At 68.0% G+C, this 25,052-nt stretch carries 19 protein-coding genes; 13 read left to right on the top strand and 6 right to left on the bottom strand.

The window, feature by feature from the left end:
* Positions 1–5: 5 nt before the first annotated feature.
* The 4 genes from NV1_RS41725 to NV1_RS01725 form a co-directional block, all read right to left on the bottom strand.
* Positions 6–1,118, bottom strand: a complete 1,113-nt coding sequence (locus NV1_RS41725) for a PrsW family intramembrane metalloprotease (RefSeq protein ID WP_067884723.1) — start codon at positions 1,116–1,118, stop codon at positions 6–8.
* Positions 1,115–1,690 (bottom strand): hypothetical protein, encoded by a 576-nt coding sequence (locus tag NV1_RS44405; protein WP_169813270.1) that lies wholly within the window; start codon positions 1,688–1,690, stop codon positions 1,115–1,117. Before NV1_RS44405 ends, NV1_RS41725 begins: the two co-directional genes overlap by 4 nt.
* A 211-nt stretch (positions 1,691–1,901) precedes the next feature.
* Positions 1,902–2,357, bottom strand: coding sequence for a PaaI family thioesterase (locus NV1_RS01730; RefSeq protein WP_067884719.1), 456 nt, complete (start codon positions 2,355–2,357; stop codon positions 1,902–1,904).
* Positions 2,358–2,436: 79 nt separating this feature from the next.
* Positions 2,437–3,012: a TetR/AcrR family transcriptional regulator gene (locus NV1_RS01725; protein WP_067884718.1), complete on the bottom strand. Its 576-nt coding sequence runs from the start codon at positions 3,010–3,012 to the stop codon at positions 2,437–2,439.
* Between the two features lie 346 nt (positions 3,013–3,358).
* Between NV1_RS01725 and lon the strand changes: the two genes are divergently transcribed.
* Positions 3,359–5,821, top strand: a complete 2,463-nt coding sequence (gene lon, locus NV1_RS01720) for an endopeptidase La (protein ID WP_067885059.1) — start codon at positions 3,359–3,361, stop codon at positions 5,819–5,821.
* Between the two features lie 219 nt (positions 5,822–6,040).
* Positions 6,041–7,663, top strand: coding sequence for an FAD-dependent monooxygenase (locus NV1_RS01715; protein ID WP_067884716.1), 1,623 nt, complete (start codon positions 6,041–6,043; stop codon positions 7,661–7,663).
* 172 nt (positions 7,664–7,835) lie between these two features.
* On the opposite strand, the gene NV1_RS01710 is transcribed toward NV1_RS01715, so the two are convergent.
* Positions 7,836–8,285 carry a PaaI family thioesterase gene (locus NV1_RS01710; protein WP_067884714.1) on the bottom strand — a complete coding sequence of 150 codons (450 nt, stop codon included), beginning with the start codon at positions 8,283–8,285 and terminating at the stop codon, positions 7,836–7,838.
* Between the two features lie 146 nt (positions 8,286–8,431).
* Here NV1_RS01710 and NV1_RS01705 point away from each other — a divergent pair, with 146 nt between their 5' ends.
* The 4 genes from NV1_RS01705 (at position 8,432) to NV1_RS01690 (ending at position 13,956) form a co-directional block, all read left to right on the top strand.
* The gene (locus NV1_RS01705; protein ID WP_067884712.1) at positions 8,432–9,502 is read left to right on the top strand and encodes a DNA polymerase IV; all 1,071 of its coding nucleotides are present in this window, start codon (positions 8,432–8,434) and stop codon (positions 9,500–9,502) included.
* Between the two features lie 71 nt (positions 9,503–9,573).
* Entirely contained in the window at positions 9,574–10,359 is a 786-nt protein-coding gene (locus tag NV1_RS01700) for an enoyl-CoA hydratase/isomerase family protein (RefSeq protein ID WP_067884711.1), read from the top strand.
* Between the two features lie 438 nt (positions 10,360–10,797).
* Positions 10,798–12,687 (top strand): hypothetical protein, encoded by a 1,890-nt coding sequence (locus tag NV1_RS01695; RefSeq protein ID WP_245713503.1) that lies wholly within the window; start codon positions 10,798–10,800, stop codon positions 12,685–12,687.
* A 273-nt stretch (positions 12,688–12,960) separates the two neighbouring features.
* A complete protein-coding gene (locus NV1_RS01690) occupies positions 12,961–13,956 on the top strand; it encodes an acrylyl-CoA reductase family protein (RefSeq protein WP_067885055.1) in 996 nt (331 codons plus the stop codon).
* A 112-nt stretch (positions 13,957–14,068) separates the two neighbouring features.
* Here the strand turns inward: NV1_RS01690 and NV1_RS01685 are convergent, their stop codons facing one another.
* Positions 14,069–15,103, bottom strand: a complete 1,035-nt coding sequence (locus tag NV1_RS01685; protein WP_067884709.1) for a tellurite resistance/C4-dicarboxylate transporter family protein — start codon at positions 15,101–15,103, stop codon at positions 14,069–14,071.
* Between the two features lie 142 nt (positions 15,104–15,245).
* Between NV1_RS01685 and NV1_RS01680 the strand changes: the two genes are divergently transcribed.
* The 7 genes from NV1_RS01680 (at position 15,246) to NV1_RS01655 (ending at position 25,040) form a co-directional block, all read left to right on the top strand.
* Positions 15,246–18,911 carry a nitrate reductase subunit alpha gene (locus NV1_RS01680; protein ID WP_067884707.1) on the top strand — a complete coding sequence of 1,222 codons (3,666 nt, stop codon included), beginning with the start codon at positions 15,246–15,248 and terminating at the stop codon, positions 18,909–18,911.
* Complete coding sequence (gene narH / locus NV1_RS01675; protein WP_067884705.1) at positions 18,908–20,500, top strand: nitrate reductase subunit beta; 1,593 nt, start codon at positions 18,908–18,910, stop codon at positions 20,498–20,500. Before NV1_RS01680 ends, narH begins: the two co-directional genes overlap by 4 nt.
* Positions 20,497–21,099, top strand: coding sequence for a nitrate reductase molybdenum cofactor assembly chaperone (narJ, locus tag NV1_RS01670; protein ID WP_157116403.1), 603 nt, complete (start codon positions 20,497–20,499; stop codon positions 21,097–21,099). The genes narH and narJ overlap by 4 nt, the downstream gene beginning before the upstream one ends.
* Positions 21,099–21,827, top strand: a complete 729-nt coding sequence (narI, locus tag NV1_RS01665) for a respiratory nitrate reductase subunit gamma (protein ID WP_067884704.1) — start codon at positions 21,099–21,101, stop codon at positions 21,825–21,827. The genes narJ and narI overlap by 1 nt, the downstream gene beginning before the upstream one ends.
* Positions 21,802–21,939, top strand: coding sequence for an EthD domain-containing protein (locus NV1_RS43120; protein WP_157116400.1), 138 nt, complete (start codon positions 21,802–21,804; stop codon positions 21,937–21,939). Before narI ends, NV1_RS43120 begins: the two co-directional genes overlap by 26 nt.
* Before the next feature lie 149 nt (positions 21,940–22,088).
* Positions 22,089–23,969 carry an ABC transporter ATP-binding protein gene (locus tag NV1_RS01660; RefSeq protein ID WP_067884702.1) on the top strand — a complete coding sequence of 627 codons (1,881 nt, stop codon included), beginning with the start codon at positions 22,089–22,091 and terminating at the stop codon, positions 23,967–23,969.
* A 171-nt stretch (positions 23,970–24,140) separates the two neighbouring features.
* Positions 24,141–25,040: an NADP-dependent oxidoreductase gene (locus NV1_RS01655; RefSeq protein WP_067884700.1), complete on the top strand. Its 900-nt coding sequence runs from the start codon at positions 24,141–24,143 to the stop codon at positions 25,038–25,040.
* Positions 25,041–25,052: the final 12 nt, after the last annotated feature.

Here is a 25,052-nt window from a genome sequence, read left to right as displayed (position 1 = left end):
ACTCCTCACAAGTCGGTTGTCGGGTGGTGCGCTCGGCCTCGGCCGGTTCCGTGCTCGGTGGCGGACCCCGCCGGCCCTCCGAGTATCGCACCGTCGGTACCGGGGATTCGGGCATCCACGGCTTGGACCCAGTCCAGTAGTTCGCGTCGGCGCAGGACCGCGATCCGGTGCGGCACACGCAGTGCGCGCCGCGCTCGCCGCCGGGTGCGGCGGGAGATCAGGCTGTTCAACTCGTCGGGCGGGGCGAGGCGCCGGTCGACCGCCCAGTCGACAACCGATCGGTACCAGCGTGTTTCGAGGCGGGCGACCCAGAGGTAGACCACGATGAATACGACGACGTGCACGACGGTCCGGCGCACGACGCTGCCGAATCCGGTCGTGCCGGACATAGGCGCGTCCCAGCCGAAATGCATTGCGGCGCCGAGCAGATAGAACGCCACCAGCGCCGCCGCCCGCCGCGTGCGCGACCAACTCGACGCGCCGACCGCGACGACGATGCCGATTCCGGCGATTCCGGTGAGCATCCAGTGCGAGGTGACGGCGGTGAGCAGCCGCAGAATTCCCACCAGCACCGCGGTGCCGATATCGCCCTGTGCGGACTGCAATACGGCATTGGCCTGGTAGGTGGCGTCCTCGCTGATCTGGAATCCGAGTCCGGTGAAACCGCCGAGCAGCAGCCCGTGCATGGGCCTGCTCAGCTGTGGCCGGAACATCCAGGCGACCGCGAGAACCCCCGCGCCCTTGATGCCCTCCTCGATGATCGATGCCGAGATCGGGGCCTGCCAGTCCACCGCGAAGGCGTCCCCGGCGAGGTTCCCGATGGCGTGAATCAGGTTGTCGTTTCCGAAGATCGCGATCCCCGGCCCGGCCGCGGCGCCCCAGACGAACCCCATCGCGAGCACGACCCGAATCCGCACATGGTCGCGGTACAGATCCAGCCAGAACAGGAACGCGGCGACCACCAGCAGCGTCACCACCATGAACGGCAGTCCGACCAGGATTGCCGACCAGGTGAGCAAGGCGGCCGGAAGCAACTGCAGCACCAACGCGACCGATCCGGCCAGGCAGATCAGGCAGTACGTCCACCACAGCGCCGAACGCGGCCGGAACCAGGTCATGACGCGACCCGTAGCGAGTACATGATCGGTTGCAGATCCGCACCGGTGTCGGTCCCGCTGATCAGCAGCGATACCGCGAGATTGCGATTGCCGAGAATCGCGCACACCCCCGGGCGCGTACTGCCCCGGCAGGTCGGCCCGGCGAACCCGTACGGGTTGGCGACCTCGCCGCCGTCCTCCCGCACGGGAAAGGCCTGCGCCCCCAGTACTTCTCGCCGCCATCGAGCCGCCGAGCCGAAATCGGCGACCCCGTTGACGACGGTCACCAGCAGGACCCGCCCGTTCGGACCGTCCAGGACCGCGGTTGTCCGATCGCCGGTCGGCCGCCGATTCCAGCCGTCCACGCCGGAGAATTCGATCGCGTCGGGCGCTTGTCCCGGTGCGGTGAGCCGGATCGTCGCCCCATGGTTCACCGGCGTCTCCCGCGTCGGCACCAGCGCCGCCAATGCCGCGGGCACCGCGATCAGCACCGCCACGATGACCCAGATCACCCCGGCTTGTCGCCAACCCCGTCCTGTGCCCAACGCCTGCTCCTCTCGGCGCACCCCACCGCTGTCCGGGCGAACCGGCATCGTCCTCGAGAATAGAAGCCGTACCGCCGCGGTTCCGAGACGATCGCGGCGACAAGAGCGATCGACCCTGCTCCATTGCGAGCCGGGCCGCCGCATCGGAATGTATCAGTCCACCGCGAATGCCCACGCCCGATGCCACGGGTTGCGGTGACCGGCGGGGATCAACCCGACGCCGGTGGTCGCCGGCGGTCCGTACCGGTCCCGGCCGGTCTCAACGATCCGGCTTGCCGGTCAGACAGATCAATGTCTGCTGGCCGGTCGCGATGAGCGTTCGACGATCGGCCGCCACGCCGAATACCTCCAACCGGCACACGGTCAGCGTTCGCCCCGGTTTGAGGACCACCCCCACGGCCTCCAAGTGATCGCCCTCCGCCGGCGCGAGCAGATTGATCTTGTACTCCACGGTCAGTACCGACGAATCATCGGGGAAGAGGGTGTACGCCGCATACCCGCCGGCGCTGTCCGCGATGGCGCTGGTGGCGCCGGCGTGCACATAACCGTGCTGCTGTGTGACCTCGGGCCGGTTCGGCAATTCGATGTGCACGCGGCCAGGGCCGATATGGGTCAGCCGCGCGCCCAGATGGCGCATCAGCCCCTGCCGTTCGAAACTGTCCCGGATGCGCGCCTGCACTTCAAGACTCGCTTGCTCTGGTGCTGTCTCGTCCATCGATCTCCTTGTGACCACATTCGCGGCGGGAATCGAATCCCGCCGGGGATGCCGGACAGCTTTCACGATCGACCGGCGATCAGTCCGATGACGGCCAGTTCGACAGCGTGTGATGCAGAGCGGCGACGATGTGCGGCCAGGAGTCGGCGGCGGGGCGGGAGTGGGCGAATCCGCCCGACGCCTCGAGGGTGGCGAATCCGTGAAAGGTGCTGCGCAGCAGTCGCGCCGCGTCCAGGCCCGCGGTGTCGTCGAGGTGGTAGCCGCGCAGGACCGCCGTGGTGAGTTCGATACTGCGCAGCAGCGCGGGGTCGTCACCCACCTCGGCCGGATCCATCCGAATCTGGGTCGCCGCATAGCGTTCCGGATGGTCCAGCACATAGGAGCGGTAGGCGTCCGCGAAGGCGGTCAGCGCGTCGCGGCCGGAGCGTCCCGCCACGGCGGCCCCGATCCGCTCGTTCAACTCCGCGCTGGCCAGCAGCGCCACCCGGACCCGCAGATCGTGCAGATTGCGGACATGCACGTACAGACTCGGATCCTTCACCCCGAATTTTCGCGCGACCGCCGACAGGGTGAGTTTGTCGAAGCCGATCTCGTCGGCGAGTTCGGCCGCGCCGCGAACCACACGCTCGGTCGTGAGGCCTGATCGGGGTGACATCCCTCCAACCTAATATCCCTAGGCGCGACTCGGGCATTTCGCGCGACACCGAGTTCGATCACCCTGCGGACGTGGTCGTCTTCGGGCGCCCTGTTCCGGGACGTCGGCGATGCTGGTGTGCATGGCTCGGTTGTTCGGATCGGAACAATCCTCCGGCGATGATTGTTGAGTGCAATAGGCTCAACTTGGGGTTGCGTACGTGTTCGCGTGCAGTGAACGCTCTGGCGGAACAGAACCGGAATGCTCGGGGTTGAGTAGGTATCGCTCAACTTTGGAAAGGTCGAATGTGACTACACCACAGAATTTGCCGGTGCTGTTCCTCACCGATCCGATCGTGCTGCCGGGCATGGTGGTGCCCATCGAGCTCGACGAGTCGGCGCAGGCCGCCATCGATGCCGCCCGGGCAGCGGGCCTGGACGCCGTGCTGCTCGCCCCCCGGTTGGCCGAGGGCTATGCGTCCTTCGGCGTCGTGGCGACGATCGAGCAGGTCGGACGGATGCGCGGCGGCGCACCCGCGGCGGTCCTGAAGGCCGAGCGGCGCGCGAAGATCGGCCACGGGGTGACCGGGCCGGGTGCGGCGCTGTGGGTCGAGGCCGAACCGGTCGAGATCCCCGAGGCCGACGGCCGCACGAAGGAACTCGCCGCCGAGTACCGCAAGCTCGTCGTCTCGGTGCTGCAGCGTCGCGAGGCATGGCAGGTGATCGACGCGGTCAATCGGCTGACCGATCCCTCCGCGCTGGCCGACACCGCCGGCTACGCGCCGTACCTGACCGATGAGCAGAAGCGCGAAATACTCGAAACCCCGGACGTGGCAACACGTCTCACCACGCTTATCGGCTGGACCAAGGACCATATCGCCGAGGCCGAGGTCGCCGAGAAGATCAGCGAGGACGTGCGCGAGGGCATGGAGAAGTCCCAGCGCGAATTCCTGCTTCGCCAGCAGCTCAACGCGATTCGCAAGGAGCTGGGTGAGGGCGAGCCCGACGGCGCGGACGACTACCGCACCAGGGTGGATCAGGCCGATTTGCCGGAGACGGTCCGCACCGCCGCCCTGCGCGAGGTCGACCGGCTCGAGCGCGGCAGCGATCAGAGCCCGGAGTCGGGCTGGATCCGCACCTGGCTCGACACCGTCCTGGAATTGCCGTGGACGGTGAAAACCACCGATGCGACCGATGTTTCGGCCGCCCGCGAGGTCCTGGACGCCGATCACCACGGCCTGGACGAGGTGAAGGACCGCATGGTCGAGTACCTGGCGGTGCGGGCGCGGCGAGCCGCGCGCGGACTGGAGGTCGTCGGCGGCCGCGGTTCCGGTGCGGTGCTGGTGCTGGTCGGTCCGCCCGGAGTCGGCAAGACCTCGCTCGGTGAGAGCGTGGCACGGGCGTTGGGCCGCAAGTTCGTTCGCGTGGCCCTGGGCGGCGTGCGCGACGAGGCGGAGATCCGCGGTCACCGGCGCACCTACGTCGGCGCACTGCCCGGCCGGATCGTCCGCGCGATCAAGGAGGCGGGATCGATGAATCCCGTTGTGCTGCTGGACGAGATCGACAAGGTCGGCTCCGACTTCCGGGGCGATCCCGCCGCCGCGCTGCTCGAGGTGCTGGACCCGGCGCAGAACCACACGTTCCGCGATCACTACCTGGATCTGGACCTGGACCTGTCCGACGTGCTGTTCATCGCGACCGCGAACGTCATGGACACGATCCCGGGCCCGCTGCTGGACCGCATGGAGCTGATCACGGTCGACGGCTACACCGAGGACGACAAGGTGGCCATCGCCCGCGACTTCCTGATCCCGCGTCAGCTCGAGCGCAATGCGCTGACCGCGCAAGAGGTTTCGATCACCGACGAGGCGTTGCGCGAGATCGCCGCGAACTACACCCGGGAGGCCGGGGTGCGGCAGATGGAGCGTCTGATCGCCAAGGCGCTACGTAAGGCCGCGACCGGGTTGTCGGAGTCGGCGGATGTCTCGGGCGTCGAAAGTCCCTTCGGCAAGGGCGAATTCGTACCGGAGAGTCTGGGTTACGACAAGGATCTGGGATACGACGCCGAATCCGTCACGGCCGCTGCCAGTTCCGGCACGCTGGTGATCGGGCTGGGTGATCTGAAGGACTACCTGGGCCGTCCGCGCTTCACCCCCGACGGGGCGGAGCGGACCGCGGTCCCCGGTGTCGCGACGGGTCTGGCGGTAACCGGCGCGGGCGGCGACGTCCTCTACATCGAGGCCAATGCCGCCGAGGGTGAGCGTTCGCTGACCCTGACCGGTCAGCTGGGCGATGTGATGAAGGAATCCGCGCAGATCGCGCTGACCTACGTCCGCTCGCATCTCACGGAGATCGGTATCGAAGCTCCAACCGATGCCGCAGCTTCCGAGGACCTACGTGGTTACGCTCCGCTGCCGCCTACGGCCCGCCGGAGCGCTGCGGGGGTGCTGGATCGCAACATCCACATCCACTTCCCGGCCGGTGCGGTGCCCAAGGACGGGCCGTCCGCGGGCGTGACCATGGTGACCGCCCTGGTGTCGCTGGCACTGGGCCGGCAGGTCCGCTCGGATGTCGGCATGACCGGTGAGGTCACGTTGAACGGCCGGGTGCTGCCGATCGGCGGGGTGAAGCAGAAGCTGCTCGCCGCCCAGCGCGCGGGACTGAAGACGGTGTTCATCCCGGCCCGCAACGAGCCGGATCTGGACGACGTCCCCGCCGAGGTGCTGGCCGCACTGGATGTGCGTCCCGTCGCCGACGTGGCCGAGATCCTGGCCTACGCCATCGAGCCGGTCGCCGAACCGGCCTACCAGGCGCTGGCCGCCTCGGCCTGATCGGCCTCGAGGGGGCCGTGCACTTCTCGGGGTGCACGGCCCTCTGGTATGTCCGGCCGGCGCATCCGGCGATGGGCGGCGCTGTGGCGTGCGGTGCGCGGCGGAATCGGCTCCGGCCGCCGACCGGTCGCACGGCGGGAGCGTGGTGGGCCATCAGGCCGCATGCGCACGTGATCGCGGCGCAAGACCCGTGCAAGCGGGCGCGCACACGATGACCGCATGAGTACTGCACAGCACGTTCCGGTTCTGATCGCCGGGGGCGGCATGGTCGGCCTGTCGGCGGCGTTGCTCCTGGAATATCACGGTGTCCCTTATGTTCTCGTCGAACGGCGTTCGGCGATGTCGGTGCTGCCCCGTTCGCGCGGTGTGCACACCCGGTCCGCGGAGATCTTCCGGCAGATCGGCGCGGGATCGCGGCTCGAGCAGGTCGCCGCGACCGCATTGGCCGACGGCCGGTTCGGTGGCGCGTGGCAGGGGTCGGCGCTGACCGATGCGCAGCCGATGGATATCTCGCGGGTCGCGGCGGCGATGGCCGCGGGCGAGCCGAGCCCCTCGCGGTTCCTGTTCCTGCCGCAGGTGCTGTTGGAACCGGTACTGGCCGATCTGGCCCGCCATCGCGGTGGTGATCTGCGGTTCGGTGTCGAGCTCACCGAATTCCACGATGACGGGGACGGTGTTCGGGCCAGGCTGCGGGACAGTGCCGGCGCGGTCACCATGCTGCGGGCGGACTATCTCATCGCCGCGGACGGTGCGGGCAGTTCCGTGCGTCGTGCGCTCGGCATCGGCGGCTGGGAACTGCCGCCGACGCATCATCTGATCAACGTATTCGCCCGCACCGATCTGACCGGCGTCCTGCACGGCCGGACCTTCAGTCAATGTGAGATCACCGGTGCCGGGGTGCGCGGACTGGTGTTGTCGAAGAACAACACCGACGAGTGGTCGTTCCACATCGAATTCGATCCCGCCGCCGAGACACTCGCGAACTATCCCGCGCGGCGTTGTGTCGAGCTGATCCGCGAAATGGCCGGCGTGCCCGAGCTCGAGGTCGAGGTGCTTGCCCGGAGCGCTTGGGACACTGGTGTTTTCGTGGCGGACGAGTATCGGCGCGGCCGGGTGTTCCTGGCCGGTGACGCGGCGCATCGCCACGCGCCCTGGGGCGGTTTCAACGGCAATACCGGAATCGCCGACGTGCACAATCTGGCCTGGAAGCTGGCGGCCGTGCTGTCCGGCTCGGCAGGTCCAGCGCTACTGGATTCCTATGCGGCGGAACGTCGTCCGCGAGCGTTGGTCGCGGCCGAGCAGGCCCGCCTCGGCACCGATTTCCGCACCCGCTACGGCATCCAAACCCCGGACAACGCCGAGGATCTGGCCAAACGCCTCGACAACGGCGATGTGATGGTGCGTTTCCGCTACTCCTCGACGGCCGTCGCGGCCGAATCCACCGCGCCCCTGCACGTCGAGAGATTGAGCGGCCAGAACGGAACTCGCGTCCCGCACCTGTGGATCGATGCCGCCGAAACCGTCTCGACCCTGGACCTGTGCGGCCCCGGCTTCGCCCTACTCGTCGCGGGAACCTCCGCCGCCTGGCGCGACGCGGCCGCCCAGGCCCAGCGCGAGACCGGGATCGATCTCGCCGTGCACGCCCTGCCGCAGAACGAATGGCGCACCCGCGCCGAACTACCCACGGGCGGTGCACTACTCGTCCGTCCCGATATGCACGTGGCCGCTCGCTCCGACACCGGCCTGACCCCGGCGACCCTCACCGGGACACTTCGCGCCATCACCGGACTCCCCGCGAAAGACGAGGTGGCAGTGGATGCTTCGGTACCGTCCGGCGTCTGACCGCAGGTGCCGCGAAAGAGGAATCGACCGGAGCGGATTCGGTGCCCGGACCCGCGGCCGGGGTCACTACGAAACATCGTGCGGCACAGGCATCTCGGTGGCCGCCTTCCGGTCCCGGGCGGCGCTGTCCCCGGTCTACCGCGTCCAGCGGTTCGGTGACCTCGGGCCGGTCTCAGCTCTCGGACCCGGACAGTTCCCGGTCGACGGACCGCGCGGACCCCTGAGCGACGGCGCAGAGCACGAGGTCACCGTCTTCCTGCACGGCGTGGATCTCGCAGCCGCATACGGCCTGGCGTCGGGTGGATCCGGTGACCCGGGCCTGTGCGCGCAGCCGCGAACCTGTGGCGGGGCGCAGGTAGGTGATGCTGAAACCGCCGGTCAGGACGTTCGCGCCGAGGACCGTCGCGGCGGCGTAGGTGATGGCGTTGTCGGCGGCGTAGGCCAGGACTCCGCCGTGCACGAAACCGAACTGCTGGGCCAGATCGGGGCGGATCGGGATCTCGAGCGTGGCCCCGTCGTCGCCGAACGCGGTGATCTCGGTGCCGATCAGCGCACTGAACGGCTGAGCGGCCAGCACCGCGCGGGCGGCATCGATATCGATTGCGGTACCGGTACCTGTCATCGGACCTTCCTCCTGGTCGGTGGGCGCAAGCGCCGCACGGTGTGGATCGGGTGCGGAACACCTCGTTACCGTGTCTACTCCGATCGGTGATCACCGCGAATCGAGTATTCCCGGAACCTGTCACCGGTGTGCGGTATGACTGACCCATGCCCAGGTGGCTGTTGCATGTGGATCTCGACCAGTTCCAGGCGGCGGTGGAGTTCCGCCGTCACCCGGAGCTGCGGGGGCAACCGGTGATCGTGGGCGGTAACGGCGATCCACGCGAGCCGCGCAAGGTGGTGACCTGCGCGTCCTACCCGGCGCGCGGGTACGGGGTGCATGCGGGCATGCCGTTGCGTACCGCTGCGCGCAAATGTGTGGACGCGATATTCCTCCCGCTGGATATGGCCGCCTATTCCGAGGCATCCGACGAGGTCATGGATCTGCTGCGCGCCTTCCCGGTCCGGGTGGAGGTGCTCGGCTGGGACGAGGCGTTCCTGGCCGCGGACACCGATGATCCCGAACAGCTGGCCCGCGAGATCCGCGGCGCCATCGAGGAATTGGATCTGACCTGCGCAATCGGTATCGGAGACAACAAACTTCGAGCGAAACTCGCCACCGGATTCGCGAAATCGGTCGGCAAGACGGGCGATTCGCAGCAGGAGATCTCCGATGCGCGAACCGGCATCTTCCGGCTCACTGCCGAGAACTGGTCCGAGCTGATGGCGCAGCGCCCGACCAATGCCCTGTGGGGTATCGGCTCCCGCATCGCCAAACGCCTCGCCGACCTGGGGATAACCACCGTCGCCGAACTCGCCGCGGCGGACCGGCAGGTCCTGGCCGCCGAATTCGGTCCCAGCACGGGACCGTATCTGTGGTTGCTGGGCCGCGGTGCGGGCGATACCGAAGTGGTCACCGAACCACGAGTTCCGGTGGGCCACAGCAAATCCGAGACGTTCCCGCACGACCTCACCGAACGCGCCGAGATGGACTCCGAAGTGCTGCGACTGGCGACCGCGGTGGCCGAGGAGGTTGCCGAGACCGGGCGCATCACCGTGCGGGTGGGCGTCACGGTACGCACCAATACCTTCTACACCCGCACCAAACAGCGCAAACTCCCCGAGCCGACGACCGACGTCGCCCAGATCGCACAGGCCGCGCTGGAGATCCTGGGTCGTTTCGAGCTGGACCGGCCGGTGCGCCTGCTCGGCGTCCGCCTGGAACTGCTGCCCGAATAGACCTCCCGGCTATCCGCGTGCTCTGCGCCGTATGTCACATTGGATGCGGACGCGATGGAGAGGGAGTCCTGATGAGCCAGTACCAGACGATCGAGTTCGAGCGCGCCGGGAATATCGCTCGGATCACCCTGAATCGGCCCACGGCGGCCAACGGCATCGATCACGTTCTCGGCCGCGAACTGGCGGAGGTGGCATCCCTGGTCGCCGATGATCCCGCGCTCAAGGTCGTCACGCTGACCGGTGCGGGCCGGTTCTTCTGCGCCGGTGGCGATCTGAAGGCGATGGCGGTGCAGGAGGGCGGTGCGGGGCCCTACGTCAAACATCTGGCGGACAACCTGCACGCGGCGATCTCGTCGTTCGCGCGGATGGAGGCGTTGCTGATCGTCGCGGTGAACGGTACCGCCGCGGGGGCGGGTTTCAGCCTCGCGGTGACCGGTGACGTCGTGGTCGCCGCCGAATCGGCCTCGTTCACCATGGCCTACACCCGCGCGGGCCTGAGCCCCGACGGCGGCGCTTCCTATTACCTGCCGCGCCTGATCGGCCTGCGCCGCACCCAGGAACTGATGTACTTCAACCGCACCCTGTCCGCCGCCGAGGCCCTGGACTGGAATCTGCTGCACCGCGTCGTCCCCGACGCCGACCTCACCGCCACCGTCGAGGAGCTGGCCGCCCAGTTCGCCGCCGGCCCCCGCCACGGCAACGCCAACGTCAAGCACCTCCTCCTGGTCAGTCCCGACCACACCCTCGAGGAACAACTCGCCCGCGAAGCCTCCTTCATCTCCGCCGCCGCCGAGGACTCCGACGGCGTCGAGGGAATTACCGCATTCCTGGAAAAGCGCGCGCCGAAGTTCGGCTGACCCGCGCGCCGTCCGCGGCCCGCACACCGGGGCGTCGTCGATTTCGGCGGCGCCACCTGCGACTTCACCCGCGCCCCGGCAGCGGCTGCGCACCGCTCGCCGTCGCCGGAATGATCTGTGCCGGTACGCCCGGCCCGCCCGGGTCCCGGACTCGGCGGGCCGCGCCGCCGCCGACCTCCGGCCCTGCGTGTGACTCACCCGAGACCGAGCGAACATGTCCCTGGACTGGTGGCCTCACCCCGTGACCCCGTCGGGCCTACCGCTCGGGCGTGTGACGTGGTCGTGCACGTGCGGCGGTCGTGCCGGCAGCGGATCGCGCCGCGGTCGCGTGCGGATCTTGTTCCCGGAGAGTGTTTTTCGTGCACGCGCAGCGTCGATTCGGGTCGGTGTGCGGATCACCTCCGACGGAATCGGGATTCGCCACTATGGTGGGGTGCCATGGATATCGCGTCGGCCGGATCGTCGGAGGCGGTATCCACGCCGCGAGTGGCGGATGGCCTGCGCCGGGGGTGGGTGAACGGGCCGCCGGCTGTGGCGATCGGGCTCGTCGTGGTGCAACTGATGGTTCGGGGGTGGTTGGCCGGTCGGGGCTATTTCTACTGGGACGATCTGATCCTCGCGGGGCGGTCGGGGCGATTGCCGCTGTTCTCGGCGAATCTGCTGCTGTACGACCACGACGGGCATTTCATGCCCGCGGCATTCGCCGTCGCCTGGGTGATCACGCGGCTGGGTCCGTACCTGTGGGCCGGTCCGGTGCTCTCGATGCTGGTGTTGCAGTTGCTCGCCTCGGCGGCGGTGCTGCGCATGTTGCTCGCGCTGACCTCGCCGGAGTACGGGTCGGGCCGAGATGCCGGGCGGGGGCTGCGGGAGCGCGCTGCTGCCATGGCTCGCAGCACCCGGTGGACGCTGCTGATTCCGCTGGCCTTCTACCTGTTCTGCCCGCTGACGTTGCCCGCGTTCGCCTGGTGGTCCGCCGCGCTGAACGCCTTGCCGCTGCAGATCGCGCTGGCCTGGGTCGTGGGCGATGCGGTGTTGCTGATCCGGACCGGCCGGGGGCGGTACGCGCTGTCCGGCTGTGTGGTGCTGGCGGCGGCGCTGCTGTTCTTCGAGAAGTCGGTGATCGTGCCGTTCGTGGCTTTCGTCGCGGCCGGGCTGATCCGGTACGTCGACGGGGGTGAGCACGCGATCCGCACCGTGGCGCGGCGCGGCGCGCGATTGTGGGTCGGCGCGGCGGCGGTGCTGATCTGCTGGGGCGCGATCTATCTCACGGTGGTGCACGTCTCGGCGGTACGCAGCACCCCGGCCGGGGTGCGGGCGCTGCTGGATCACGCGATATCGCGTGGCATCGTGCCCGCACTGGTGGGCGGGCCGTGGCGCTGGGAACGGTGGGTGCCCTCGACGCCGTGGGCGGCGGCGCCGGTCTGGGCGGTGGTGCTTGCCTGGCTGATCATCGGCGCGCTCGTGGTGTATTCGATCCGGACCAGGCGCCGGGTGTGGCCGGTCTGGGTGGCCGTGGTGGTCTACGTGCTGGCCGCGCAACTGCCGGTGGCGCTGATCCGGGGCGGACCGTACACCACCGACGAGCTGACCCAATCGCTGCGCTACCTCGCGGATCTGGCCGTTCCGCTGACCGTCGCTGGTGCGCTGCTGTTGCGGGCCGGGCCGCGCCGAGTGGTTCGGCGCGGAGTGCGGCCACCGATCGCGGTCGCGCTGGTCGCGGCGTTCGTGGCGAGCAGTCTGTGGTCGACGATCACGTTCAGCCGATCCTGGTCCGTCAGTCCGACCCGGGTCTACCTCACCACCGTGAAATCCGAGCTGGCCGCGGGCGGCCCACCCCTGCTCGAACAGGAGGTGCCGTGGAAAGTGCTGAACCCCTTGGCCTATCCGCTGAACCGGATCAGTGTGGTGCTCTCCCCCCTCGCGCCCCCGAACATGTTCGCCCATGCCACGCCCCGTCTGCGCATGATCACCGACGAGGGCCGGATCGTCGACGCCGCGGTCTGGTGGAACCGGGGGATCCGCCGCGGCCCCGTCCGCGGGTGCGGCTACGCGATATCCGGCACGCAGCCGGTCCCCGTCCCGCTCGACGGCCCCATGATCGATAACGCCTGGACCGCCCAGCTCAACTATCTGGCCGGCCGCGACGGCCGGATCACCGTCGCCCTCGAACACGGCGAAACCGTCGTCGCCCCGGTCCGCGAGGGCCTGAACACGGTCTACGTCCGCGTCATCGGCGGCGGCACGCTGCTGCGAATCGGCGTTGCCACACCGGGTTTGCACGTCTGTCTGGGCGCGGGTCCGGTCGGCGTGGCCTCGTATTCACATTGACCGGCGCGCGGATTCGCCGGCCGAGGCTCCCGGCCGAATGATCCCTGCCACCAGCCGCGAAGGATCTGCCACGGAGGTGTGGATCCGGGAATGGTTCGATGGCCCTGGTATGTCTTCATGGTGGCATGCTGTCGGCGCCGCACATCGAACGCGGTGAATATTCGGTGCGAAGGGTGCGCCCTCCGGCCGCCCTGTAGCCGGCCCCATAGCACAAGGGGTGCGGCTGTCATTCGATGCTCGCTGGGCAGGCGCGGTCGCCCTATGCTCGGACCCATGATGTTCTTGGCGATGGTGGCACACGAGACGGACGACGGGGTCGTGTTGACGCGTGAGGAGGTCGGCGACGACTTCCTCGGGCCGGGCACGGTCACGATCAAGGTGCTCTATTCGAGTGCGAACTTCAAGGACGGGCTGGCGATCACGCGGGGCGGCGGGGTGGTGCGCAAGTATCCGATCGTTCCGGGCATCGACATCATCGGTGAGGTGTCCGCATCGGAGGACCCGTCCTTCGTACCCGGCGATCCGGTGATCGCGCACGGCTACGACATCGGCGTCGCGCACAACGGCGGATTCGCCGAATACGCCCGGGTCCCGGCGGAATGGGTGGTCAGGCTCGAGAGTCTCACCCCGCGCGAGGCCGCCGCCCTGGGCACGGCCGGATTCACCGCGGCGCTGAGTGTGCAGGCCCTGCTGGATCGCGGCCTGACCCCGGATGCCGGTCCGGTCCTGGTCACCGGCGCGACCGGCGGCGTCGGCAGCGTAGCGGTGGACATTCTGGCCGGTCTCGGCTTCGAGGTGGTCGCCTCCACAGGTAAATCCGATGCGGGCGAGCGTCTTTCGGCATTGGGTGCGAAATCGGTGATCGGCCGCCTGCCCGAGGACCCGGAGGCGAAGATCCGTCCGCTCGGTAAGGCGCAGTGGGCCGCCGCGGTGGACAGCGTCGGCGGCAAATCCCTCGCCTACGTCCTCAGCACGATTGATTACGGCGGTGCGGCCGCGGTCAGCGGACTCACCGGCGGTACCGGGCTGCCCACCACGGTTATGCCCTTCATCCTGCGTGGTGTCGCCCTGCTCGGCATCGATTCGGTGCAATTCCCGATCGAGCAGCGTCGTGCCCTGTGGACCCGCCTGGGCAAGGATCTCAAACCGCGGCATCTGTCGGAGCTGGAGAACTACGCCCCGATCACCGAGGCCGAATCGGTGCTGCGCGAGATTCGCGAGGGGCGGCACTCGGGTCGCACGGTACTCGGCGTCGCCGGAGAGTTCTGACAGCGGTACCGCACCCAGCCGACGCCTGACCCGCGCTCGGCGTTGTTCCACAGATAGCCCGGCCCCAGGTGTTCTCGGCGAGTTCGGTCGAGATCACCTGGGGTGTCGGCACTTACGGCACCGCCCGCCGGAAAAACGGCACGTACTGCGCGACCGTGGCACCCGCGACCACGATCCACGCCGCCAACGCCACCCACGCCTCGGCCCGCCCGAACGTCACCATCCACGATTCACCTACGGCCAGACCGAATTCGCGAGTGCCGACGCCGTACATGCCGATCGGGAAGACGATGCTCCACAGCGACGGATCGAAGCTCCGGCGGAAATGTTCGATCAGATATCGCCAGACGCCGCCGATCAGCAGCGCGGGAATCAGCCAGGTGCCGAACGCCCACAACACCACCGTCGCGCCGATCAGCACCGGCTGGGTCAGCGCGACGAGGTGATCGGAGGTGCGGTCGATCAGTTTGGCGGCGGCCAGCACGCTGATCGCGGTGGCGCCCATGAAGATCCAGTACGGCGGCACCAGGGTCGCGGGCGTGAGTTCCTTCGCGAACAGCGCACCGAGTACCAGTGCGGCCACGATGCCGTAGAGCATGCTGCCGATCGACCAGACCAGCAGTGCGGGAGTGGCGAACCGGTGTGCCCACGGCGCGGGCAGTGCGCTGGCGGCCACGGCCAGCGATTGGGTGCCGACCACCCACAGCAGCCAGGTGCCGTCCGCGCCGGTCATTCCCGGAGCCGTGTTGTGGTGCACCATGAATCCGGCCGGAATCAGGTAGCAGAGAATAAGCCAGGCAATCGCGGCGATGGCGAGCAGAGCCAGCGCCGCGGCGGCGAGACCATGGGCACTCAGTCCGGTCGAGAGCACTCCGGCCCCGGCGACGAAGGTCAGATAAGTGAATCCGACCGCCGGATTCCCGGCGTCGGCGGCCATCTCGCGCGGATGGCGAAACGCCCGAGCCACCATGGCGATCGTCAGCCCGGCGAAGGTCAGCAGTCCGATGATCAGCAGTGCGTCACCGCCCCACTGCCAGCCCGCGCCCGAGACGGCGCGCGCGACGATGCCGGTGGCCATCACCGAGGCGAACCAGGCGGGCTTCAGATTTCGCAGGGATGCGGCACGGCGGTTGTCCGACTCACCCACGCGCCACAGTCTGACATGTGGCGAAGCGGCATCCGCACCCCGCCGCGCAGAACGCCGCCGGGAAGTCGGCCGAACTTCGCCGTGCGAACGATACAGTCGTCGAGGTGGTGCCCGTCCCGAGGGTCGAAAGGATCGCACAGCCATGGCGGAACCGGACGCACTGATTCTCGAAACGGGCAAGTACTTTCATCGGGGCGCTACCGCACCCGATCTGCACAGCGTCGTCTATCGCGGCGGCACCGAAGGTGACGTCTTCTACCGTGACCGCTGGAGCCACGACAAGATCGTCTACTCCACGCACGGCGTGAACTGCACCGGATCATGCCGGTGGAAGGTGTACGTCAAGGACGGCATCATCACCTGGGAGACGCAGGCGACCGATTATCCGTCGGTGGGCCCGGACCGCCCGGAGTACGAGCCGCGCGGCTGTCCACGGGGTGCGTCCTTCTCCTGGTACACCTACTCCCCGACGCGCGTGCGCTATCCCTACATTCGCGGCGTCCTGCTGGACATGTATCGCAAGGCGAAGAAGCGCACCGGCGATCCGGTGCGGGCATGGGCCCAGATCCAGTCCGATGCCGCCCGGCGACTCGAATATCAGCAGGCCCGCGGCAAGGGCGGGCTCGTGCGCGCGCAATGGGACGAGACGCTCGAGATCATCGCCGCGGCACATGTGCACACGATCGCGACGTACGGTCCGGACCGGATCGCCGGATTCTCCCCGATCCCGGCGATGTCGATGGTCTCGCATGCGGCGGGTGCGCGGTTCATGGCGTTGATCGGCGCGCCGATGATCTCCTTCTACGACTGGTACGCCGATCTGCCGGTGGCCTCACCGCAGGTGTTCGGCGATCAGACCGACGTCCCCGAATCGGGCGACTGGTGGGATGCGGCCTACCTGATCATGTGGGGTTCGAACGTCCCGGTCACCCGCACCCCGGACGCGCACTGGATGGCCGAGGCCCGCTATCGCGGTCAGAAGGTCGTCGTGGTCGCACCGGATTACGCCGACAACGCGAAATTCGCCGACCAGTGGTTGCATCCGCATCCGGGCACCGACGCCGCACTGGCGATGGCGATGGGACATGTGATCCTGCGGGAATGCTTCGTGGAACGCCAGGTCCCGTTCTTCACCGATTACGTGCGCCGGTTCACCGATCTGCCCTTTCTGGTCACCCTCGTCGAACACGAAGACGCCTGGGTACCGGGCAAATTCGTACGCGCGGCCGACCTCGGCGATAGCAGCGAGGAAGCGGAGTGGAAAACCGTTGTGCTGGACGAGAATACCGGCGAGCTCGCCGTCCCACCCGGATCGATCGGCTTCCGCTGGTCCGAATCCGGTGCGGGACACTGGAATCTGAATCTGGGCTCGATCGTCCCGGTACTGACCCTGTACGGCCGCGGCGACGGTGTGCCGGTGTTGTTGCCGCGCTTCGACACCGACGGCGGCGCGGACGCCCAGAGCCACGGCGAGGTGCTGCGCCGCGGCGTGCCCGCGCGACGCCTGGGCCCGGACGGTCCGCTGGTGACGACCGTCTTCGACCTGCTGCTGGCCGGGTACGGGGTGCGCCGGGGCGAACTGCCCGGCGACTGGCCCGAGTCCTACGAAGATCCCGCCGGCCCCGGCACTCCCGCCTGGCAGGAGGAACACACCTCGGTTCCGGCCGCGGCGTGTATCCGGATCGCCCGGGAATTCGCGGCCACCGCGGAGAAATCGCGCGGCCGGTGCATGATCCTGATGGGCGCGGGCACCAATCACTGGTTCCACTCCGAGACGATCTATCGAACATTTCTGGCGTTGTTGCAGCTCACCGGATGTCAGGGCCGCAACGGCGGCGGGTGGGCGCATTACGTCGGCCAGGAGAAGGTGCGGCCGTTCACCGGCTGGTCCACCCTCGCCGGTGCGATCGACTGGGCGCGCCCGGCCCGGCAGGCCATCGGCACCGGCCATTGGTTCGTGCACACCGATCAGTGGCGGTACGACCGGTTCACCGCCGACACCCTCGCCTCACCGCTGGGTGCGGGACGTTTCGCCGGGATGACCGCGATCGACTGCCTGGCGCAGGCCACCCGGCTGGGCTGGATGCCGTCCTATCCGACCTTCGACCGCAATCCGCTCGAACTGGGCGAGGGCGAACATGCGGTCGGCCGGGCGGTCAACGAAATACTTTCCGGCACATTGAAATTCGCCATCGAAGATCCCGACGACCCGCGCAACTGGCCGCGCGTGCTGATGCTGTGGCGGTCCAATCTGCTCGGCTCCTCGGCCAAGGGCGCGGAATACTTCACCAAACATCTGCTGGGCACGCAGTCCTCGCTGTCCGCGCAGGAGGCGCCGCGCCGATCGCGCCCGCGAGATGTGCGGTGGCACAACGAGCCTGTCGAGGGCAAGCTGGATCTGCTGGTCTCCCTGGACTTCCGGATGACCTCCTCGACGCTGCTGTCGGATATCACGCTGCCTGCGGCGACCTGGTACGAGAAGCACGATCTGTCTTCCACCGATATGCATCCCTTCGTGCACGCCTTCTCCCCCGCGGTCGATCCGCCCTGGCAGGCGCGCACCGATTTCGAGATCTTCCGAGCCCTGGCCGATCGGCTCAGCGAACTGGCGCGCGAACATCTCGGCGTCCGGCATGACCTGGTGGCCACTGCCTTACAGCACGACACCCCGGGCGAGATGGCGCAGCCGGGCGGGGTGGTGCGGGATTGGCGGCGCGAGGAATGCGCACCGGTGCCCGGCCGCACATTTCCGGCATTGACCGTCGTCGAACGCGACTACACCGCGATCGGAGCCAAATTCGCGGCGCTCGGACCGCTGGTGGAGGAGCTGGGCCTGCCGGTGAAGGGTATCGCCCTGCGACCCGACGCGGAGGTCTCGTATCTGGGTTCGCTCAACGGCGTGGTCGAATCGGGTCCGGCGGCGGGACGTCCGCGCCTCGAGACCGCGGTGCACGTGGCCGACACCATCCTGGCGCTGTCCGGAACCACCAACGGCCACTTGGCAACTCAGGGTTTCCGCACCCTGGAACGCCGCACCGGGCAGGCGATGGCCGAGCTCGCGGCCGAGCATGAGGGCAAGCGCGTCACCTATGCCGACACCCAGGCCGCGCCCGTTCCGGTGATCACCTCGCCGGAGTGGTCGGGCAGTGAGAGCGGCGGTCGCCGGTACACCGCCTTCACCCAGAACATCGAACAGTTCCGGCCGTGGCACACGCTGACCGGACGGCAGCACTTCTTCCTGGACCACGACTGGATGGCCGAGGTCGGCGAATGTCTGCCGGTCTACCGTCCGCCGCTGGATATGAGCCGCTTGTTCGGCGAACCCGAACTCGGGCCAGACGGCTCGCGCCAGGTCACCGTGCGGTACCTCACCCCGCACAACAAGTGGTCGATCCACTCCGAGTACCAGGACAACCTGTTCATGCTCTCGCTCTCGCGCGGCGGACAGGTGATCTGGATGGCGCCGTCGGATGCCGAGTCGATCGGGGTGGCGGACAACGACTGGATCGAGGCGGTGAACCGCAATGGTGTGGTGGTGGCCCGCGCGATCGTCTCGCACCGGATGCCCGCGGGCACCGTCTACATGCATCACGCGCAGGAGCGCACGGTGAACGTCCCGCGCACCGAGCACACCGGACGCCGCGGCGGGACACACAACTCGCTGACCCGGCTGCTGCTCAAACCGAGTCACCTCATCGGCGGCTACGCCCAATTGTGCTGGGGTTTCAATTATTTCGGGCCGACCGGAAATCAACGTGACGAAGTGACCGTGATCCGCCGCCGATCCCAGGAGGTGCAGTACCGATGAGGCCGATGGCGCAGCTGGCAATGGTGATGAATCTGGACAAGTGCATCGGGTGTCACACCTGCTCGGTCACTTGCAAGCAGACCTGGACCAATCGCGGCGGTATGGAGTACGCCTGGTTCAACAATGTGGAAACCCGTCCGGGACAAGGGTATCCGCGCCGCTACGAGGATCAGGAACGTTGGCGGGGCGGCTGGACGCTGGACCGCCGGGGCCGGTTGAAGTTGAAGGCGGGCGGCCGGCTGCGAAAGCTGTTGTCCATCTTCGGAAATCCGGTGCTGCCGTTGATCCGGGACTACTACGAGCCGTGGACCTACGACTATCGCGCGCTGACCCAGGCCCCGCTCGGCGACGACTACCCCGTCGCGACGCCGCGCTCGCTGCTGTCGGGTAAGCCGATGCGGATCGAGTGGAGCTCCAACTGGGACGACAACCTCGGTGGCGCCACCGAATTCGGTGATCAGGATCCGATCGTCCGGAAGGTTCGCGAAACCGCCTCGGAGAAGGTCAGATTCGAATTCGAGCAGACGTTCATGTTCTATCTGCCGCGGATCTGTGAACACTGCCTGAATCCGGCGTGCGTGGCCTCCTGCCCGTCGGGCGCGCTGTACAAGCGCGGTGAGGACGGCATCGTGCTGGTCGATCAGGACCGGTGCCGCGGCTGGCGGATGTGCGTGACGGGTTGTCCGTACAAGAAGATCTACTTCAACCACAAGACCGGCAAGGCCGAGAAGTGCACGCTGTGTTATCCGCGGATGGAGGTCGGGCTGCCGACGGTGTGCTCGGAGACCTGCGTCGGGCGGCTGCGATATCTGGGCGTGGTGCTCTACGACGCGGACCGCGTCACCGAGGCGGCCTCCACGCCGTCCGATACCGACCTCTACGAGGCGCAACTGGGCGTCTTCCTGGATCCGGAGGATCCGCGGGTGCGGCATGAGGCCGAGCGGGCCGGGATTCCGGCGGATTGGATCGACGCCGCTCGTCGCTCTCCGGTTCACGCGCTGATCAGCAAATATCGTGTCGCACTCCCGCTGCATCCGGAATACCGCACCCTGCCGATGGTCTGGTACATCCCGCCGCTGTCGCCGGTGGTGGATTCGCTGGCCGAGACCGGATTCGACGGCGAGGACGCCGGGCATCTGTTCGGCGCGATCGATACCCTGCGGATTCCGGTGGAATATCTGGCCGAGCTGTTCACCGCGGGTGATGTGATTCCGGTCAAAGATGCGCTGGCCCGGCTCGCGGCCATGCGTTCCTATCACCGCGACATCAATCTCGGTGACCCGCCCGACGAATCGATTCCCGAGGCGGTCGGCATGACCGGCGCTGAACTGCGGGCGATGTTCCGGCTGCTGGCGATCGCGAAATACGATGAGCGCTACGTGATTCCGACCGCGGCCGTGGGCGACGCCCAGCGGCTCGAGGAAACCGCGCTGCCCGATGAGTGCAGTCTGGACTACGACGGCGGCCCCGGTATGGGCGAGACGGGCCCGGTCGGCGCGGATTCCGGCCGGAAGTTGTTGCCGCTCATGACGGTCGAGAATTTCCACCTGCTGCGCAGGAAGCAGACGGCCGACGAGGACTACCTGTGACCGGCGATTCGGTTCCGGCGCTGTACCAGGCCGCCGCGCACTGCCTGGACTACCCCGACGAGCGGTTCTTCGACCGGTTGCCGCTGTTCGACGCGGGTGCGCCCGCGCTGCGGCCGTTCCTGAAACACGCCGCGGCGGTGGGCCGGGCGGCGCTGTGCGAGCAGTACGTGCAGGTCTTCGATTTCCATAATCGGCACTGCCTGCATCTGACGTGGTGGCAGGACGGTGATACGCGCCGACGCGGCAGTTCGCTTGCCCGGCTCAAGCATATCTATCGCGAGCACGGGATGGAGTTGCGCGAGACCGAACTGCCCGACCACTTGCCGGTAGTACTCGAATTCTGTGCTGCCACGGGATCTTCCGAACTGCTGCTCGAACATCGTCCGGGCCTGGAACTGTTGCGTCTGGCGTTGGACGAGGCCGAGACGCCGTATGTCCACGTCCTGAACGCGCTCAGCGCCACCCTGCCCGGCCCGACCCCGCGCGATCGCGCCGCCGCGCGTGCGCTGGCGAGATCGGGCCCGGCCACCGAGACCGTCGGACTGTCCCCCTACGGCCACCTCGACCTACTACCCGTGCTCGGCAACGGAGGTCACTGATGCAGGTATTCCTGTGGGGCGCACTGCCCTATATCGCCCTGGTATCGCTGATCGGCGGATTGTTCTGGCGGCACCGCTACGACAAATTCGGCTGGACCACCCGGTCCTCCGAACCGTACGAATCGCGACTGCTCAACATCGCCTCGCCGATGTTCCACTACGGCATCCTGTTCGTCCTGGTCGGACATCTCATGGGCCTGTTCATCCCGGAAAGCTGGACCAGCGCACTGGGATTGGGCGAACACCTATACCACCTGCTGTCCCTGATCGCCGGCACGATCGCGGGCGTGCTGGCCATCGTCGGCGTGGTACTGCTGGTTCTGCGTCGCCGCACCAACGCACCGGTGTTCCGGGCGACGACCCGCAACGACAAGACGATGTACGTGTTCCTGCTCTCGGCGATCTTCCTGGGCCTGTTCGCCAAACTCACCCATTCCACCCTCGATCACGGCTACGACTACCGCACCACCATCGCCCCCTGGGCCCGCCGCATCTTCATCCTCGACCCCGGCCCCGCCCTGATGAGTTCGGTCCCGGTCGCCTATCAGGTCCACGCCGTGATCGGCATGCTGCTGATCGCACTGGTCCCCTTCACCCGCCTGGTCCACATGTTCAGCGCGCCCGTCCAATACCTGTTCCGCCCCTACATCGTCTATCGCTACCGCGACCCGAAGCAGGCCGCTGGGGGACGTGCGGCGCGGCGTGGCTGGGAACCGATCGACAGCTGAAGTCCACCCGCCGGACCCGCAGCAGTTCGACGAGTACTACCAGAACGTGCATCTGCCGATCGCCGAGCGGATGCAGGGCGCGACCTTGGGCTACAGCCTCGAACAGAACTGATTCGACCGACAGCTGAGGCCGGAGTTCACCGGCGACCTTTCCGCTGTGCGCGAACGCGTTCCTCGCCCGGAACACTTGAGCTGAAGCTTTGTTGAGGTTCTAGTGTCGGTGGGTCGGTGTTGAATGGCCGGCGGAAGGGAGTTGGGCGGATGACGATCGAATCGGTGGCGTGGAGTCAGTTGTATCGGCAGGCCGGCGCGCCGGCCGAGCGGCGTGGGTTCAGCGGGGCGACGGCTCGCCGGATGCTGCGCTTCGCTCGGCCGCATCGGCGGTTGTTGATCGGCTTCCTGCTGTTCAGCGTGGTGTCGGCGGTGCTGGAGGTGGCCAATCCGCTGCTGGCCGGACGGGTGGTCGATCACATCGTCGGACATTCCGCGGCGCGAGTCGTGGTGCTGCTCGCGGTGGCGATCGGTGCGCTGGCCGTCGTCGACGCGGCGCTGGGCATCGTGATCCGGTGGCTGTCTTCGCGGATCGGCGAGGGATTGATCCTGGATCTGCGCACCGCGGTATTCGACCACGTGCAGAAGATGCCGATCGCCTTCTTCACCCGCACCCGTACCGGTGCGCTGGTGAGCCGGCTCAACAGCGATGTGATCGGTGCGCAGCGGGCGTTCAGCACGACACTCTCGGGTGTGGTCACCAATATCGTCACGCTGCTGCTGACCCTCGTGGTGATGGTGCGGCTGTCCTGGCAGATCACGGTGCTGGCGCTGATCATGTTGCCGCTGTTCATGATTCCGGCGCGGCGGATGGGTACCCGGGTGGCGGCGATCCAGCGCGAGGGCGCGCAACTCAATGCGGCGATGAGTACGCAGATGACCGAACGTTTCTCCGCGCCCGGCGCGACCCTGGTGAAACTGTTCGGGCGGCCGCGGCACGAGTCGGCCGAATTCGCCCTGCGCGCCGGGCGCGTGCGCGATATCGGCGTGCGGACCGCGATGCTGCAGACCACCTTCGTGACCGCGCTGACGCTGGTATCGGCGCTCGCGGTGGCGCTGGTCTACGGACTGGGCGGCTGGTTCGCGCTGCGCGGTCAGCTGAATGCCGGTGCGGTGGTATCGCTTTCGCTGCTGCTGACCAGGCTCTACACCCCGCTGACCGCATTGGCCAGCGCCCGGGTGGACATCATGTCCGCGCTGGTCAGCTTCGAGCGCGTCTTCGAGATACTCGATCTGGAACCACTCATCCAGGACGCGCCCGATGCGCGTGCGGTGCCGCCCGGCCCGGTCACGGTGGAGTTCGACGATGTGCGCTTCGGCTATCCGGCGGCGGACAAGGTGTCGCTGGCCTCGCTCGAGGATGTCGCCACTCTCGACACTCGCGGCGGAGACGAAGTGCTGCACGGGATTTCGCTTCGCGCCGAACCCGGCCAGATGATCGCGCTCGTCGGCTCCTCGGGTGCGGGCAAATCGACCATCGCACAACTGGTTTCGCGACTCTACGATGTGGATTCCGGTGCGGTTCGGTTGAACGGCGCCGACGTTCGCGAGCTGACCGGGCGATCCATCCAGGCCACCGTGGGCCTGGTCACCCAGGACGGGCACCTGTTCCATGACACCATCGGCGCCAACCTGCGTTTGGCTCGTCCCACCGCGACCGATGCGGAGATCTGGGATGCGTTGCGACGGGCCAGATTGGGCGATCTGATCGACTCGCTGCCCGACGGTCTGGACACCGTCGTCGGCGAGCGTGGATATCGCCTCTCCGGTGGCGAACGTCAACGTCTCACCATCGCCCGCCTCCTGCTCGAGCAACCGCGCGTGGTTGTCCTGGACGAGGCCACCGCATCCCTGGACTCGACCTCCGAGGCTGCCGTGCAGGAAGCCGTGGCCGAGGTGCTGACCGGCCGCACCGCCCTGGTCATCGCGCATCGGCTGTCCACGATCCGCAATGCCGACCAGATTCTGGTCGTGGAATCCGGACGGATCGTCGAACGCGGCACCCACGCCGACCTGCTCGCCCGGGACGGCCGGTACGCCGAGCTGTACCACACGCAATTCGCCGACGAGGGCGACTCGGTGGCCGCATGACTCCCGGTATTCGTCTCACCCGAGTCCATCGCCGGCCCGGGCGAGTCGAGCGCCGCACCGTAATGGGTGCGACCTGCGATCTTCGGCCAGTCCGGCGCCGCCGGGGCCGTGGGACCGGGGGCGGGGTCGGGGATCCGGAAACTGTCGGACTCGGCGCATAGGCTCGGTGTCATGCAGGCGATCCAGTACGACGAAATCGGTGGACCTGAGGTGTTGCGACTGGTCGAGGTGCCCGTGCCCGAACCGGACGGCGCCCGGGTGCGGGTGGCGGTTCGTGCGGCGGGGGTGAATCCGGCGGATTGGAAGATGCGGCGGGGGATGATGCCCGGTCCGGAATTCCCGCGCCGAGCGGGAATCGAGATCGCCGGAGTTGTGGACGCGGCCGGTCCCGAGGCCGCCTGGCAGGTGGGCGATGAGGTCATCGGCTGGGCGGAGGGCGGCGGGTACGCGGAATTCGCGCTTGCCGAACGTCTGGTCGCCAAACCCGCCGAACTCTCCTTCACCGATGCCGTCGCGATCCCGGTCGCGGCCAACACCGCAGGTGGCGGCCTCGAACAGCTGGATCTCGCGCCGGATGAGACGCTGCTGGTGCACGGCGCGTCGGGTGCGGTCGGTTCGATGGCCGCGCAGCTGGCTCGTGCGGCGGGCGTCCGGGTGATCGGTACGGCCTCGGCGGCCAATCAGGAGCTCATCCGCTCCTTCGGCGCGACGCCCACCACCTACGGCGAGGGCGTCGCCGATCGCGTCCGGGCCCTCGCCCCGAATGGCATCGATGCCGTATTCGACTGTGCCGGACACGGATTCCTCGATGCCGCCATCGAACTGCGCGGCGGCACCGACCGCATCATCACCATCGCCGACGCCTCGGCCGCCGAGAAGGGCATCCCCTTCTTCTCCCGTCCCAGCGGCCCGCTGGACAATGTGGTCGAGGCCGCCCGCCTGCTCGCCGCCGAGGCCATTATCCTGCCCGCCCGCGCCCGCATCTTTCCGCTCGTCGAAGCCGCAGCGGCCCAACAGGAAAGCGAATCCGGCCACGGCCTCGGCAAGATCGTCCTGGTCATCCCCGGCTGAGCATGCCGGCGA

The sequence above is a fragment of the Nocardia vaccinii NBRC 15922 genome (assembly GCF_001613305.1).
In the GTDB taxonomy this organism is placed as follows: Bacteria; Actinomycetota; Actinomycetes; order Mycobacteriales; family Mycobacteriaceae; genus Nocardia; species Nocardia vaccinii.
The sequence above is the reverse complement of the archived record's forward strand: the minus strand, read 5'-3'. Positions and strand labels throughout refer to the sequence as shown.

Bases quoted from the DNA above. Each gene is read 5' to 3' on its own strand.
- narI (WP_067884704.1), top strand. From the start codon at position 21,099: ATGCAGGTATTCCTGTGGGGCGCACTGCCCTATATCGCCCTGGTATCG.
- NV1_RS41725 (WP_067884723.1), bottom strand. From the start codon at position 1,118: ATGACCTGGTTCCGGCCGCGTTCGGCGCTGTGGTGGACGTACTGCCTG.
- NV1_RS44405 (WP_169813270.1), bottom strand. From the start codon at position 1,690: ATGCCGGTTCGCCCGGACAGCGGTGGGGTGCGCCGAGAGGAGCAGGCG.
- lon (WP_067885059.1), top strand. From the start codon at position 3,359: ATGGTGGTGCCCATCGAGCTCGACGAGTCGGCGCAGGCCGCCATCGAT.
- NV1_RS01705 (WP_067884712.1), top strand. From the start codon at position 8,432: ATGCCCAGGTGGCTGTTGCATGTGGATCTCGACCAGTTCCAGGCGGCG.
- NV1_RS01700 (WP_067884711.1), top strand. From the start codon at position 9,574: ATGAGCCAGTACCAGACGATCGAGTTCGAGCGCGCCGGGAATATCGCT.
- narH (WP_067884705.1), top strand. From the start codon at position 18,908: ATGAGGCCGATGGCGCAGCTGGCAATGGTGATGAATCTGGACAAGTGC.
- NV1_RS01690 (WP_067885055.1), top strand. From the start codon at position 12,961: ATGATGTTCTTGGCGATGGTGGCACACGAGACGGACGACGGGGTCGTG.
- NV1_RS01730 (WP_067884719.1), bottom strand. From the start codon at position 2,357: ATGGACGAGACAGCACCAGAGCAAGCGAGTCTTGAAGTGCAGGCGCGC.
- NV1_RS01710 (WP_067884714.1), bottom strand. From the start codon at position 8,285: ATGACAGGTACCGGTACCGCAATCGATATCGATGCCGCCCGCGCGGTG.
- NV1_RS01725 (WP_067884718.1), bottom strand. From the start codon at position 3,012: ATGTCACCCCGATCAGGCCTCACGACCGAGCGTGTGGTTCGCGGCGCG.
- NV1_RS01660 (WP_067884702.1), top strand. From the start codon at position 22,089: ATGACGATCGAATCGGTGGCGTGGAGTCAGTTGTATCGGCAGGCCGGC.
- NV1_RS01695 (WP_245713503.1), top strand. From the start codon at position 10,798: ATGGATATCGCGTCGGCCGGATCGTCGGAGGCGGTATCCACGCCGCGA.
- NV1_RS01715 (WP_067884716.1), top strand. From the start codon at position 6,041: ATGAGTACTGCACAGCACGTTCCGGTTCTGATCGCCGGGGGCGGCATG.
- NV1_RS01680 (WP_067884707.1), top strand. From the start codon at position 15,246: ATGGCGGAACCGGACGCACTGATTCTCGAAACGGGCAAGTACTTTCAT.
- NV1_RS01655 (WP_067884700.1), top strand. From the start codon at position 24,141: ATGCAGGCGATCCAGTACGACGAAATCGGTGGACCTGAGGTGTTGCGA.